Below are 12,987 nucleotides of genomic sequence, written 5' to 3'. Positions count from 1 at the left end.
GGTCACGGTGACTGAAGAGAGCAGCAGTCAGCGGGCGCTGCGTGCGTGCCATGCCAGATGGGCGCTGGACCTGCGTCGTGCGTGCCGGCCGCGCATGATGTGATCCGAACCGGGTTACGCAAGCACAGCCATTACCACGTGGCGGGCAGTCTTCAGGTGTCCATGCACGGCATGCGCAACACCGGCTGCGCCCGCCTGGCCGCGACGCGGCAGCGTCTCGGTCGTTCTAATGCGTCGGACCAAACGGCCGGCGCTCGCACAACTGACGGTAGATCTGTTCGAACAGGCGCGTGGTCATGGCCGCGTCTTCGCGCACCGCGCGGCACTGCGCCGCCCACGCCAGACGCAGGCGCAGCTCGTCATCGCCGAGCACCTGCCGGACCGCCTCGGCCAGGCCCGCCCAATCGCCCGGCGGCACCGCCAGCGCAGCGACCGGCGCCCATTCGACCAGGTGCCCGACGGCGGTGCCGACGGTAGGAACACCGGCCACGGCCGCTTCCAGCAACACCATCGGCCCGGCTTCGTGCAGGGACGACATCAGCAACACGTCGGCGGCCAGCATGATCGGGCGCAACTGGCGCTGGGTCTTGAAGCCGAGAAAGCGCACCTGCTCCTGCAGATCCAGCTGCTGTACCAGGCGCTGCATGGCACCGTCCAGCGTATCGACACCGACCATGTCCAGCGTAAAGGCGACGCCGGCGCGCTTGAGCGCGGCCATCGCGCGCAGCAAGGTCGATTGGTCCTTGACCGGATTCAGGCTAGCCACGTGCAGCAGACGTGCAACTGCGCCTTGACGGGCGCGCGGTGGAACCGGCTGCCAGGCACGCAGATCCACTCCCAGCGGCACGCGCTGCGCGCCGATGCCGAGCGCCTGCAGCGACGCGACGATAGGCGCGCTGGCAGCGGTGACACGATCGGCCAGGCGCAGGATCACCGCTTCGCGCAGGCGCCCACGCCACTTGCGGCGGCCGCCGTAGCCGATGGCATGCAGCGCCACCAGTTCACCGCCGGCGATATGCACCACGCTGGGACGTCGCAGCAGCTTCGCTGCGCTGACTGCGATCAGGCTGCAGTAACCGGAAAAGATCGCCTGGATCACCGCAAACGGGGCGCGCCGGTGTTCTTCGACAATGGCGCCGATGGCACGCAGACGCGTACGTCGCGCGCCGATGTTGTGCACCTTGGCGCCGCGCAGCATCCAGGTATCGGGCAAGGGTTCCTGATGCAGCACGAACACGTGCACCTCGTGGCTGCGTGCCAGCCATTCGATCAAGGTCAGGAACACCGGAATCACCCGAACGTCGCCGCTGCGATCCACGCCCCCCGGCACCACCAGCGCCAATTTCATCGGGCGTGCGCTCGCATCGGTGTCAGCAGGCTGGCATATGCCTGCGCCCAGCGCCGCCCCACTGCCGCGAACGACAACCGCGCATCGAAATGCGCGCGTACCTGCGCGCGGCCGGGACGCTGCCGCGCCACGCGCAACAACAGTTCCGCCAATGCGCCGGCATCGCCCACCGGCCACAGTTCGCCAACCGCGCCACCGTCGCTGAGTGCGCGAAAGGCCGGAATATCGGTCAACAACGGCAGGGCGCCGCAGGCATAGGCTTCCAGCGCGGCATACCCGCAGCTCTCGGCGTGGCTGGCGGACACGAAGACATCGCTCGCCTGCAACAGCGTCTGCACGCGTGCATGCTCGACCTTGCCCAACAAGTGCACGCAGCGCGCCAGATTGGCATCGTCGCGCAGCCGCTGCTGCACTTCTTCCAGCAGGGGCGCCTGGTCGAACACGCACCACAGCCGCAGGCCCGGCAACAGGCGCGCCGCGATGGAAACCGCATCGAGCACGCACAGCGGATCCTTGGCCGCGCTCAGATGGCCAATCCACAGCACGCAGGGGTCGCCACGCAGTTGGCTCTGCTCGCGTGCCAGCAGGCGATCGCCGGGCACGAATCGGCTGCTGGATTCGGGAATCGCAAACAGCTGCGTACGGCGTCGAAACAGGCGCGCACGCACAAACGGTTGCGCCAGCTCCAGCGAGGTAAACGCGATGCCGGCAGCGGCGCCATAGCGCGCCCGCCACACCGCCCTGCTCCACCAGCGCGGCGGGCGATTGGCATGATCCTGCAGCAGGATGGGCACGTGCGGCAGCAGCCGCGCAAGCCTGCGCGCATCGCCGGCGAATTCCAGGCCGTGCACGTGGACGACATCGGCGCCGATGTCACGCAATAGCGAGGACAACTTCGCCGCGCGCGTGGCGCTGCCACGTGGACCAAGCGCGACGAAGCGATAGTCCACGCCCTGCCGCGCGATCTGCACGTTCAACGCAGAGGCCTGGATCACCGAAACGCGCACCTGCGCACTGGCCACCGCCTCGGCAATGTCGGCAAGCGAGGGCCATCGCGCAAACACCTGCGCGGCGCTCAAACCGACCGGCGTTGGTACCAGATTGAGCTGTACAACATGCAGTGTCACGGTGCGCTTGCCGATGGGCTGACGTTATGTGTAGGGCCGGCGCAGCCACGCGCCGCGCGGTGCGACGCCCGGTCATGCCGGCTGCCCGCACCGCCCGGGTTGCGCGGGCAAAGTGTCGGCGTGATTCTCACGCGAGGCGCCGCAGCCGCAGCACCAGCGCCACCGGCACCTGCAGCGCCGTCTGGTCGAAACGCGCGCCGGCAGGGATGTCGGCCGGGTCCAGCATCGGCTCGGCCACCGCTTCGATCGCAAACCCCAATGCCGTGCATACCGAATGCCAGTGGCTGTACAGATGCTGGGTGTGGCGCACCGCATAGTGCAGGCCATCGGCCTTGAAGTCGCGGCGCCAGCCCAGCGCATGGCCGATCGGATGCACGTCGCTGCACAGCACCAGGCCATCGACACGGGTGACCCGATGCAGTTCTTCCAGCGCCGGCCATAGCAGCTGGAGATGCCCGACCACCAGGCCGCACACGCTGAGGTCGGCAACCGCATCGTCAAGCGGCAACCGGTCCAGGCTGCCCTGCTGCAATTGCACGCGTGCCGGTGGCCACTGTTGCGACAGTTCCGCCCTGGCGCGCTCAAGCATCTGCGGCGACAGATCGACACCGGTGACATGTCGCGCGCCACGGCGCAACGCATGCAGCATGTAGCGGCCGCTGCCGCAGCCGGCATCCAGCACATGCAGGTTCTGCAGGGTGGAGGGCATCAGATCGAGCATTGCGCGCTCTTCTGCCTGCATCACCGGGTTATGCGCATGTGGCGGATACGCCTGCGCCCAGAGCGCATACGCCGCATCAGGCTCGAGCACCGGGACTGCGCTCACGACGCGACACCGATCGATGCCAGCGCGTTCGACGATTGCCGGACGCCTTGCACCTGTTGCAAGCCGGGTTCGAGCGCGAGCACGGCCGGGTCCGCCAGACTGGCGTCCAGCAACTTGGGGCGTCCATCCAGCACCACCGGGATGGTCTGGATGCCGGCGGCATCGAACCAGGGTGCAAAATCCGGATCGGCGATGCGTGGCTTGCCATCACGGATCACGGCACGCAACTCGCTGCGGTCGCAGCCGATCACGCTGCTGGCGGGCTCGCCGCCGCGGTCGCGCACGATCACTAGGTCCGCCACTGCGCCCGGTGCGATCCGTCCGCGCGTTGCCATGCGCAAGATGCGTGCGGATTGGTCGGTGGCCAGACCCAGTAGCAAATCCGGCGCCAGCCCGCTGTCGGCGGCGATGCGCAATTCTTCGAGCAGATCGCGCGCGCCACTGACGCGCGAATCGCTGCCCAGCGCCAGCCGCCCGGCCATGCACAGCTGCCATGGCTCGAGCGTGCGCCCGAGCAGCGCCAGATTGCTCGACGGGCACCACACCACCGCCGCACCGCGCGCAATCACCCGCTCGACATCCTGCTCGCCCATGCCCACGCCATGGATCAAGACCGTGTTGGACGCCAGGCACCCGAGCCGATCCAGAGCGTCGAGTTCGGCACGCGCCACCGCGTCGGTGCCTTCGGCCAGGTGGATCATCCATGGGTGCGCCGCCGGCGTTGCCGCAAAGCTGCCCTGTACCGGCGGGCCGTAGCCGGTCCAGCCCAGCGCATAACTCCAGCCGAATTCGCGCAGGACGCTGACCGGAAAGTCGGCCTCGTCCAACGTGGCGTGCCAGGGGTCGTGCTGCGCCACGCAGGTCACCCCGGCGAGCAGGTTCTTCAAACCACCATGGCGCAGGCGCACCGCCTTGGGCACGCGCAATGCCGCGGCCACGGATGGATGCTGAAAGTGCGATTGAAACGCCTCGATCCATGCATAACTGTTGGCGAACGGCGCGCCCTGCGGCAGCGGCGGCACGCAGTTGACCTGCAAGTGCTCGTGCGCGTTGATCAGCCCAGGCGCCAGTACATGGCCCTGCAAGTCAAGGCGCAAGGTGCCGGTACCGAGCGTGCCGCCGAAGCGACCGGCGCGCATGTTCACCGCTGCGCGCGACGGCCCCGCCAGCGTGATCGATCGCGCGCCTTGCAGGCAGACATCGGCCATGGACATCGGCATCTCCACTCAGCGCTTGCGCATCACGATCAGGAAGTGATCGCCCATGTCGCGCAACAGTGGCCACCCACCGAAGCGGTCGTCCAGCCCACCCAAGCGCTCGGAGACACGCGGATGCCGCTGGCAAAAGTCGACCAGGTACGGTGGCGGCAGGAACAGGCTCAGGGCACGGTAGCTGTCCAGCACGAAGTGCTGTTCGAATGCGCGGTAGAACTCGCGTGGCAGGTGGTACCAGGTCCAGATGGTGTGGCCGTTCATGCCCACCGCGGTTGCGCCCTTGGCCGCACGCACCGCCGCGCGCTTGAAACGCCCGCGCAGCGCGTAATGGCCGATTTCCCATGGGCAGATGCGTCCGATCACCGAAAACACCAGGCAGCCATCGGCGCGCAGAAGGCGCGCGCATTCGGCGGCCACTGCCGGCAGATCCGGCGCGCAATTGAGCGGGCCGAAGTTGGAGTACATACCGTCGAAGGTACCCTCCAGCTGATCGAGCTGCTGGATGCCGACGTGTGCGGCTGTCAGGCGCTGTTCCAGCCCCTGCGCGGCGGCGCGGTGGCGCGTGCGTTCGATCATGGCCGGCGACCAATCGGTGGCCAGCACACTGTAGCCGCGACGGGCAAACTCACCCGCATCCAGGCCGGTCCCGCAGCCCAGATCCACCAGCCGCGCGCCGACCGGCAACTCTGCGGCCACCGTATCCCACAATGTGGTGCGCATGCGCTGGATCAACGCATTGTTGCCGCGTGGGCCATCGTAATCGGGGGCGACGCTGTCGAACGCGCGTTGCGTCTCCAGCAACTGCTCGGGCGCGACCGTCCCGCCGCGCGCGGCATGCTCACTGAGCACTGACATGCATTGCCTCCCCCACCCGTCCTGCTGATCTCACGGCACTCTCCAGACGCGGCACCGGCAACGCGGTATCGCTTGATAGACCGGTGAGTGCCGGGCCGCGCCGGTTTGGTTGCAGTCAGGCCGTTCGCGCGGGGATTGCCCGACATGATCGGCTACAGACTCGGCAGTGAAAAACCCTGGCCGGCAGGACTCCGTCTTGATCACTGCGTGCCGCGCTTGCGCGTCCGAACTGCCCGCTCGCCCGACACGCCGCAGTCCATGACGACGATCGCGCGTCCTGCATCGGCTAACGGACCATGGCGGGCAGTCGCCAGGTCGGTATGGACGGGGCTGCCAGGACCGGGGGGCACGCGTGGGCCATGCCGCAGCGTGCAGCGGCAGCGCCCGCAAGGCGGTGCGCGCAGTCGCTTGTATCAGCGCTTACGCAATGGCGCCGGCGCCTTCAACCCGACGGCGACGCCAGGCATTGCGCACCACCGCCACCAGCACGCCCAACCCCGCTCCACCAAGCAGACCGACCGCCCAGATCATCACCGCATTCGGAAACACCCGCTGCTCGGGCACGTACAACGGCCACGCCAACGAGGTTTGATAGGTGTAACGCGCGGTCAGCCGTGCAATCAGATCGTCACGTTCGCTCTTGATCGCACGGAGGCTGGTGGTGTTTTCGGTCAGCAACACCCCGGCCAGCACCTGCTCCGGGCTTGCCGCAGACCCGGATTGCAGTTGTTTTTGCAGTTGCGCGCGAGTGAGCGTGGCAACGCGCAGATCCTCGTCAAGCCCCTGCAGGCGCGTCCGTGCAAGTGCGAGCGCGGCGGCATTGGTGTCGCCATGCAGGCCCTGCAATGCGGCGACGGTGGCCAGCGCCAAGGTGCGCGCCTGCTGCACGGATTCGGCGCGAATGGTCACACCGATGAGATTGGCGTACGGGTCCGGATCCGGCTTCAGGCTGCTGCGATACAACTGCGCGGCACGGCTGCTGAGCGGCACGCCGGCCTGGTGCAGGACCGCGTCCTGAAACAGCCGCGTCTTCATGCGATCGATCACCCGCTGGAACGGCTCGACCTTGGGGTCGCGTCCGGCAGGCGTGGGGCCGATTTCTCCCACCTGGATCCATGCAGCGGCTTCCCATTGCGGCTTGGCCACGCGCAGGAAGACAAACGTCAGGCCCAGCACCACCACCAATGCGGCCAGCGCCCAGCGCCACTCGCGCCGCAGGATGCGCCAAAGGTCGATCAGGTAGATTTCGTCGTGTTGATTCATGGTACGCAGGCTCTGGAACGTGACAGTGGGTTGCCGCACTTATGCGACGGACGGATGCGCTGGATGTCGGCTAGGCAACAACACGGTGCAGGCGTGCAGCGCCAGGCACAGCGCAATGAAGCCGAGGTTGGTCCAGGTGAACGCCTGCGGCGCGAATGGCGACATCAGGCAGGCGTAGGCGATGCGCAGGAAGATCAGCACATGGAAAATCGAGAGCGAGCCCTTGAGCCGGCGCACGCTCCACACCAGGCTTGCATACAGCGTCAACAACGCCAGCCACGCACCCGGTGCGCCCCAGGCCATCAGAAACGGAAAGAACTCGGTGCCCACATTGATGTTGGGCGCATCCAACGGAATGCTGGTACCGGCGGTGGCGATCGAACCACTGAACGGCACCAGCTGGTTGACCAGAAAACTGGCGTTTTCGTACCCCTTGGCCAGGATGGCGCCAAAGTTGTAAGGCCCGGCACTGATGTACAGCAGCAGCCATTGCACGCCTTGCGGCATGGCACGGTAGAACGCGCTGAACGGCAATGTCACGCTCGCCAGCGAGCCGGAACGCACCGCACCGAGTAGCGAAAACACGCCAGCGCCTGCCAGTACCAGCACGCCGATGGTCTTCCACGGCAGCGCGCGCGTCGGGTCGCGGCGCAGCAGCATCACCAGCACGAACGAAAACAGCCCGGCAAAGATGCGATTGCGGTCGATCACCACAATCGGGAATACGAATCCGAATGCCACCATTGCTGCACGCAGGCCGCGATGGCGTACACACAGCAACGCAATCGGCGGCAGGATCCAGCACATGTTGGAGATATGCCGCACGTGCGAGCGCAACGGGCTCAAGGTGGCGTACGAGGATGGATCGCTGAACAACGGAATCGGAAACAGCACCACGTCGGCAATGCAGAACACCGTGACCACCGCTGCCAGCGTCATGACCACGAACGCATCGCGCGTGCCGGCGTAACGATAACGGCGAAAATCCTCTACCGCAGGCAGCCGGGTGCGCAGCGCAGCGTCGAGCGCGACGGTCACCGTCGCGGCAATCGCCAGCAACACGATGCCATCCAGGTAGCCGTCCGGCAGCGTATAGGTCAGCAACGTCAATGCGCAGCTGAGCAGCATCGGCAAGGCCAGGTAGGTCGCAGGCCGCCGCAGCAACGCGCTCATGCCGGCTCCGTCGCACTGCGCGCGGGCTTGGGCCGCCATGCGGCCGGCAGCGACAACCACGCATAGGCCAGCAAGTGAGCGATCACCGCATGTGGCCTACGCTGCAGGAAAGCCACCTTGGCCGCGATATAGCGCGATTGCGCATACAACAACGTGCGATCGGGTTCGTCGAACAAGACCGCGCAGCGCAGGGCCACCCGTCGCGACTCGCTCAGATTGGCGATACGTGCCGGCACGTCCGCCGTCTTGCTGAGGTTATTGCCGTGCAAGCGATACGCGCAGACCTGCATATCGATGAATCCCAGCGCGTTGCGCGCAGCCAGGCGCAGGAAAAAGTCCCAATCCTCGATACGCAGTGACTCGTCCCAGCCACTGCGTGCATCGAAGGCGCCGCGACGCAACAAGGCAACGGCACCGCTGACAGCCCATTGCCGGATCACCGCGCGGCGGATGCCTTGTTCGGAGCGATACAGATCGACATCCACCCCATGCAGGTCACGCATCGCACTGTCGTGCAGTAGCCGGCCATGTTGGTCCACCACGCAGGCATCGCCGATCACCGCAAGCGTCTGCGGATGCGCGCGCAAATAGCGCACCTGCGCATCCAGCCCGCCGGGCAATAGATAGTCGTCGCTGGCACCCAGACGCAGAAACTCGCCATTGGCACGCAACGCCAGTTCGTTGAGCGTGGCCGCAACCCCGCGATTGGCCCGCTGGACGAACTGCACCGGCAGCCGATGCCCGTGGGCGGCGATCCACTGCGCAATCCGTTCACCGGTGGCATCGCTGGAGCCGTCGTCGATGATGACGATCTCCTTGCATGGGTACGGGTCCTCCAACACGCTGTCCAGGCAGCGCTGGACGAAGCGCTCATGGTTGAACGCGGGGATCAGCACCGACACCAATGGCCAGCGTGCACGTCCGGCCGGTTGGGTACGCTCGTTCATGCCGGCTGCACCAGGTAGCGCCGCACCACCACGAGATTGAACAGCAGATACAGCACGTAGTTGGCGACGAAGGCGTACATCGCACCGATCAGCCCGAATCGCGCGGCAAGCAGGTACACCAACCCCAGATAGCTGGCGGCAAACACGCACTCGGACACCACGAACAGGCGCGTCATGGCCTTGGCCAACATCACATACGACAAAACGAAGGCCGCGATCTTGACCACATCGCCCACCAGCTGCGGGCCGTACAGCGCCCTGGCCGCAGCAAACTGCGGGTCGAACAGCAGCCAGGTCACCCAATCGCGGCAGACATACACGCCCAATGCCATCACGATCACCGCCGGCATTACATAACGATATGCAGCGCGCAGTTCGCGGCCCAGGTCGGCACGCGTATCCAGCGAGGCCAGCTTGGGCAGGTAATACACGTTGATGGCGGTGGTGAAGAACAGCAGGTAGGCATCCGACACCCGGCTCACCGCCTGCCAGTAGCCCACCTGTTCCCAGCCGAACTGGGCGACAAGATGGTCGCGCACCAGAATGATCACCAGCTGCGGCACCAGGGTGGAGGTGAGCGTCATCACCGAAAAGGCCGCCAGCCGGCGCGTCATCGCCGCATCGAAGCGCGGGCGCAACATCTCGCGGCGAAAGTACGGGCTGCGTCGCAGGGCCGGCACCCCCGCCAACAGCCATAGCACCTGCCCAAGCACCAGTGCGAACAAGGCCCCTTGCAGCTGCGCCATGCCCGACAGCCATGCCACCAGCGCAACGCTCATCGCCGCGCCGCTTACCTGCACGATGGCCAGGCGGCGCACATCCATGAAACCGTTGATCACCGCAAGAATGTAGTTGACCGCCGCGATGCCCAACTGCGCCACTGCCAGCACGCAGATCAACGGGCGGTAGCCGACATCTCCCAGCAGCCGCTCGGCAAGCAAGCCGCTGAACACCAACGCCAGCATCGCCAGCACGCAGGACGCACAACACGCATACCACAGCGCCGCACCGAGCAGACGCGCCTGCGCCTGCGGGTCGTTGCGATAGTCGGCGACGTACTTGACGATACCGGCGCTGATGCCGCCGCCCGCCAGCACCGCCAGCACCGCCATCAGATTGAGGAACTGGCCCAGCCGCCCCACCCCCTGCGGCCCGGCATACACGGCCACCAGCTTGACCACCACCAGCGCAGCGAGCAATTTCGCCAGCGTCGCGACGCCGGTGTAGGCGCTGCTGCGCACCAGATTCATGTGCCGGCGCCGAACGATTGGCAGGCAGCGATCACGCGCTCCACCGATGCCGCATCCAGTGCCGGGCCCATCGGAAGACTCAACACCTCGGCATGCAGGCGCTCGCTGATCGGCAGGCAGGTATCGCCGAGTGTCGCGTAGGCCGGCTGCCGATGCGGCGGCACCGGGTAATGAATCTGGGTGTGGATGCCATGGCGCAACAGATGCGCCTGCAGCGCATCACGCTGCGGGCTGCGTACCACGAACAGATGCCACACATGTTGCTCGTCGCAGACCACCGTCGGCAAGACGATCAAGGGGTTGTCGATACCTTGCAGATAACGTCGTGCCACCGCGCGCCGCAATGCGATCTCCTGGTCCAGGTAGCCCAGTTTGACGCGCAACAAGGCCGCCTGCAGCTCGTCCAGTCGCGAGTTCACGCCCTGGTAGAGATGGTGGTACTTCACCTCCGAGCCATAGTTGCGCAACGCGCGGATGCGCTCGGCCAGCCGCGCATCGGAGGTGACGACTGCGCCGCCATCGCCCAGGGCACCCAGGTTCTTGGTCGGAAAAAAGCTGAACGCGGCAGCATCGCCGAAGGCCCCCGCGCGCCGGGCCTGCGCCGTTGCACCGTGCGCCTGTGCGGCATCCTCGAGCAGCAGCAAGCCATAGCGGTGCGCCAGCGTCTGCAACGCCGCCATGTCGGCCAGCTGGCCGTACAGATGCACCGCCATGATGGCGCGGGTGCGCGGCCCGATCGCTTTTTCCACGCTGGCCGGGTCCATGTTGAAGGTGGCCGGGTCCGGCTCCACCGGCACCAGCACCAGATGGTTCTGGCTGATCGCCAGAAATGTCGCGATGAAGGTATTGGCCGGCACGATGATCTCATCGCCCTCGCGCAATACGCCTAGTTCGCGGTAACCGCGCAGGATCAGCGACAACGCGTCCAGTCCGTTGCCGACGCCGACCGCATGCGCCGCGCCGCAGTAACTGGCGAATTCTTCTTCGAATGCGGCCAGCTCCTGGCCGAGTACATACCAGCCTGCATCGATCACCCGCGCGGCCGCGGTTTTGAGTTCATCGGCATAGCGCGCGTTGACCGCGCGCAAATCCAGGAACGGCACATCCATTACAAGGTCCATCGATAGAAGTCCTGCACAACCGCACGTGCGCCGAAGCGCTCCTTTTGTTCGACCAAGCCTTCATTGAGCACTTGCCCGCCATGCTCGGTGGAAATGCCGAAACTGAAGTAGTCGCGCGCCGCATACACCTGGGTGATCAGTTCGGCCAGCAGCAGGCTCAGCGCATCCAGCCGGCGCCCGCGCTCGGACACCGCCAGATACTGGGTGTGCACGCTGCGGCCGAAGTCGTACACCAGCGCAGCGGCCACCAGCTGTCCCTCGACGCGTGCCTCGTGCAGCACGATGTGATGCGGAAACCGCCCCTGCAGCAATTGCAGCTCGTCCAGCCGATGCGTGGGCGCCACGCCATGCCGCTGCAGCACCTCGCTCAGCAGCGCATGAAACGCATCCAGCGTGGTGCCGGTCTGGATGTGCACGCCGGCCTTGCGCGCCTTGGCGATCGAACGCCGCCGCTCGGCGCTGAAGGTAAACGGCTGGCGCAAGGCGATCACCGACGACAGATCGCGTCGATACAGCTGCGCGCCCACCCGATGCAGCGCATACAGCTCTTCCTCCGCCGGGTAGGCATGAAACACATGCGGCACCGGCTTGTAGACGAGCTCGCGCATGCCGCCTGCGCGGTAATGCGCCGCGATCTGTTCGAGCACCTGCAAGGTGGCACTGGCCCGCATCGCCATCGACGACAGCAGGCCGGCATAGGTGAGCCCGGCATGGCTGCTGACGCAATCGCCCTGCACGCTGGCGGGAAATACCGCGAGCACCTCGCCGCCACGTTCCACCAGCAACGAGGCATCCACGAAGCGGTCGGCGTGATAATCCATGTAGCCGCGCCGATGCAACAGGTTGCCATTGCGCGAACACGCCACCAATGCGTCCCAGGCGAGCGCATCGCCGGCAACGTAGGGCCTAACCGAATACATGACAGCCCTGCAGCTCTACCGGCAACGCGGCATCGGCCAGCCCGAAGCCGGCCTGGCCCATCGCGTTGCCGTTGTAGAACATCAATACCCGCTCGCCCTGCTGGATCAATGCGGGGTAGCACAACGTCTGTGCATCCCATCCCTCGATGGACAACTGCAGGCCTAGCGCATCATCGTTGCGTTCCCAGTGCACGCCATCGCGGCTGAACGCGATGCCGGGAAAATAGCCGCCACCGATATCGCCGCGGGTGAAGTACATCAGATAGCGCTCGTCCAGCCGGTACACGCGCGGGCGTCCGATGCGGTACTCGTCATCGTGCGGACGCAGGCACACGCTGTCGGCAAGCGGAATGCAGCGCAGGTCGTCGGTTTCCACATAGCGGATGTGGTAACGCGGATACGGGTGACCACCGATGTCTTCCCAGTCGTCGCCCACCGCGTACCACAGACGCCAGCGCCCATCTTCGTAGCGTGCCGAATGCACCGCCGCGATCGTGCTGCGGCCAGGGGCGCGGTCCAGCAGCGGCGTTTCCTGACGACGCTCAAACGTCTCGCCGCCATCGCGCGAGATCGCCAGGCCGGTGAACGCCAGAAACTTCGCCTTGGCCACCCGCTGGAAGCCAACGTAGAACATGTACAAGCCGTCCGGGCCGGCGACCACATCGCCCAGGATCATGCCGTTGTCGTCGAAGCAGCCATCGCGCCCGATGTCCAGCACCGGCAGCTTGCTCACACCGACGATCTGCGTCGGCGCATCGGCGCGCACATCCACATAGCCGATCCGGCTCACGCCCTGACTGTCGCGAAAGCCGGCATACACGCGCAACACCTGCGCGGACAATCGGTACGGCGTAGGCGTCAGCGCTGCGTGCTGCATCCATCCGCCCACGCCATCGCGCGCGACATCGAATACCAGCCCACGCTTGGTCCAGGTAAACACGGC

The 12,987-nt window shown here is 66.2% G+C and carries 12 protein-coding genes; all 12 read right to left on the bottom strand.

Translation table 11 applies throughout. The features are described from left to right. Window positions 1-226 precede the first annotated feature (226 nt). Window positions 227-1,348: a glycosyltransferase family 4 protein gene (locus FHY18_RS10010; protein ID WP_259153832.1), complete on the bottom strand. Its 1,122-nt coding sequence runs from the start codon at window positions 1,346-1,348 to the stop codon at window positions 227-229. Then, window positions 1,345-2,475, bottom strand: a complete 1,131-nt coding sequence (locus FHY18_RS10005) for a glycosyltransferase family 4 protein (protein ID WP_259153830.1) — start codon at window positions 2,473-2,475, stop codon at window positions 1,345-1,347. Before FHY18_RS10005 ends, FHY18_RS10010 begins: the two co-directional genes overlap by 4 nt. A 127-nt stretch (window positions 2,476-2,602) precedes the next feature. Then, a complete protein-coding gene (locus FHY18_RS10000) occupies window positions 2,603-3,301 on the bottom strand; it encodes a class I SAM-dependent methyltransferase (protein WP_259153829.1) in 699 nt (232 codons plus the stop codon). Next, window positions 3,298-4,515 (bottom strand): amidohydrolase family protein, encoded by a 1,218-nt coding sequence (locus FHY18_RS09995; protein ID WP_259153828.1) that lies wholly within the window; start codon window positions 4,513-4,515, stop codon window positions 3,298-3,300. Before FHY18_RS09995 ends, FHY18_RS10000 begins: the two co-directional genes overlap by 4 nt. Before the next feature lie 12 nt (window positions 4,516-4,527). Continuing rightward, window positions 4,528-5,370, bottom strand: a complete 843-nt coding sequence (locus FHY18_RS09990) for a class I SAM-dependent methyltransferase (RefSeq protein WP_259153827.1) — start codon at window positions 5,368-5,370, stop codon at window positions 4,528-4,530. A gap of 420 nt (window positions 5,371-5,790) precedes the next feature. Continuing rightward, window positions 5,791-6,633 carry a Wzz/FepE/Etk N-terminal domain-containing protein gene (locus FHY18_RS09985; protein WP_259153826.1) on the bottom strand — a complete coding sequence of 281 codons (843 nt, stop codon included), beginning with the start codon at window positions 6,631-6,633 and terminating at the stop codon, window positions 5,791-5,793. Window positions 6,634-6,672: 39 nt separating this feature from the next. Next, window positions 6,673-7,806 (bottom strand): hypothetical protein, encoded by a 1,134-nt coding sequence (locus tag FHY18_RS09980; RefSeq protein ID WP_259153825.1) that lies wholly within the window; start codon window positions 7,804-7,806, stop codon window positions 6,673-6,675. Next, window positions 7,803-8,753 (bottom strand): glycosyltransferase, encoded by a 951-nt coding sequence (locus tag FHY18_RS09975; protein ID WP_259153824.1) that lies wholly within the window; start codon window positions 8,751-8,753, stop codon window positions 7,803-7,805. Before FHY18_RS09975 ends, FHY18_RS09980 begins: the two co-directional genes overlap by 4 nt. Further along, window positions 8,750-10,003 carry an O-antigen translocase gene (locus FHY18_RS09970; RefSeq protein ID WP_259153822.1) on the bottom strand — a complete coding sequence of 418 codons (1,254 nt, stop codon included), beginning with the start codon at window positions 10,001-10,003 and terminating at the stop codon, window positions 8,750-8,752. Before FHY18_RS09970 ends, FHY18_RS09975 begins: the two co-directional genes overlap by 4 nt. After that, window positions 10,000-11,124: a DegT/DnrJ/EryC1/StrS family aminotransferase gene (locus FHY18_RS09965; RefSeq protein WP_259153817.1), complete on the bottom strand. Its 1,125-nt coding sequence runs from the start codon at window positions 11,122-11,124 to the stop codon at window positions 10,000-10,002. The genes FHY18_RS09970 and FHY18_RS09965 overlap by 4 nt, the downstream gene beginning before the upstream one ends. Beyond that, window positions 11,112-12,044, bottom strand: coding sequence for a GNAT family N-acetyltransferase (locus tag FHY18_RS09960; protein WP_259153816.1), 933 nt, complete (start codon window positions 12,042-12,044; stop codon window positions 11,112-11,114). The genes FHY18_RS09965 and FHY18_RS09960 overlap by 13 nt, the downstream gene beginning before the upstream one ends. After that, window positions 12,031-12,984: a hypothetical protein gene (locus FHY18_RS09955; RefSeq protein ID WP_259153814.1), complete on the bottom strand. Its 954-nt coding sequence runs from the start codon at window positions 12,982-12,984 to the stop codon at window positions 12,031-12,033. The genes FHY18_RS09960 and FHY18_RS09955 overlap by 14 nt, the downstream gene beginning before the upstream one ends. Window positions 12,985-12,987 lie beyond the last annotated feature (3 nt).

The organism is Xanthomonas sp. 3793 (assembly GCF_024806835.1).
GTDB classification, from domain to species: Bacteria; Pseudomonadota; Gammaproteobacteria; order Xanthomonadales; family Xanthomonadaceae; genus Xanthomonas; species Xanthomonas arboricola_F.
The sequence above is the reverse complement of the archived record's forward strand: the minus strand, read 5'-3'. Positions and strand labels throughout refer to the sequence as shown.

Bases quoted from the DNA above. Each gene is read 5' to 3' on its own strand.
- FHY18_RS10010 (WP_259153832.1), bottom strand. From the start codon at position 1,348: ATGAAATTGGCGCTGGTGGTGCCGGGGGGCGTGGATCGCAGCGGCGAC.
- FHY18_RS09995 (WP_259153828.1), bottom strand. From the start codon at position 4,515: ATGTCCATGGCCGATGTCTGCCTGCAAGGCGCGCGATCGATCACGCTG.
- FHY18_RS09990 (WP_259153827.1), bottom strand. From the start codon at position 5,370: ATGTCAGTGCTCAGTGAGCATGCCGCGCGCGGCGGGACGGTCGCGCCC.
- FHY18_RS09985 (WP_259153826.1), bottom strand. From the start codon at position 6,633: ATGAATCAACACGACGAAATCTACCTGATCGACCTTTGGCGCATCCTG.
- FHY18_RS09980 (WP_259153825.1), bottom strand. From the start codon at position 7,806: ATGAGCGCGTTGCTGCGGCGGCCTGCGACCTACCTGGCCTTGCCGATG.
- FHY18_RS09975 (WP_259153824.1), bottom strand. From the start codon at position 8,753: ATGAACGAGCGTACCCAACCGGCCGGACGTGCACGCTGGCCATTGGTG.
- FHY18_RS09970 (WP_259153822.1), bottom strand. From the start codon at position 10,003: ATGAATCTGGTGCGCAGCAGCGCCTACACCGGCGTCGCGACGCTGGCG.
- FHY18_RS09965 (WP_259153817.1), bottom strand. From the start codon at position 11,124: ATGGACCTTGTAATGGATGTGCCGTTCCTGGATTTGCGCGCGGTCAAC.
- FHY18_RS09960 (WP_259153816.1), bottom strand. From the start codon at position 12,044: ATGTATTCGGTTAGGCCCTACGTTGCCGGCGATGCGCTCGCCTGGGAC.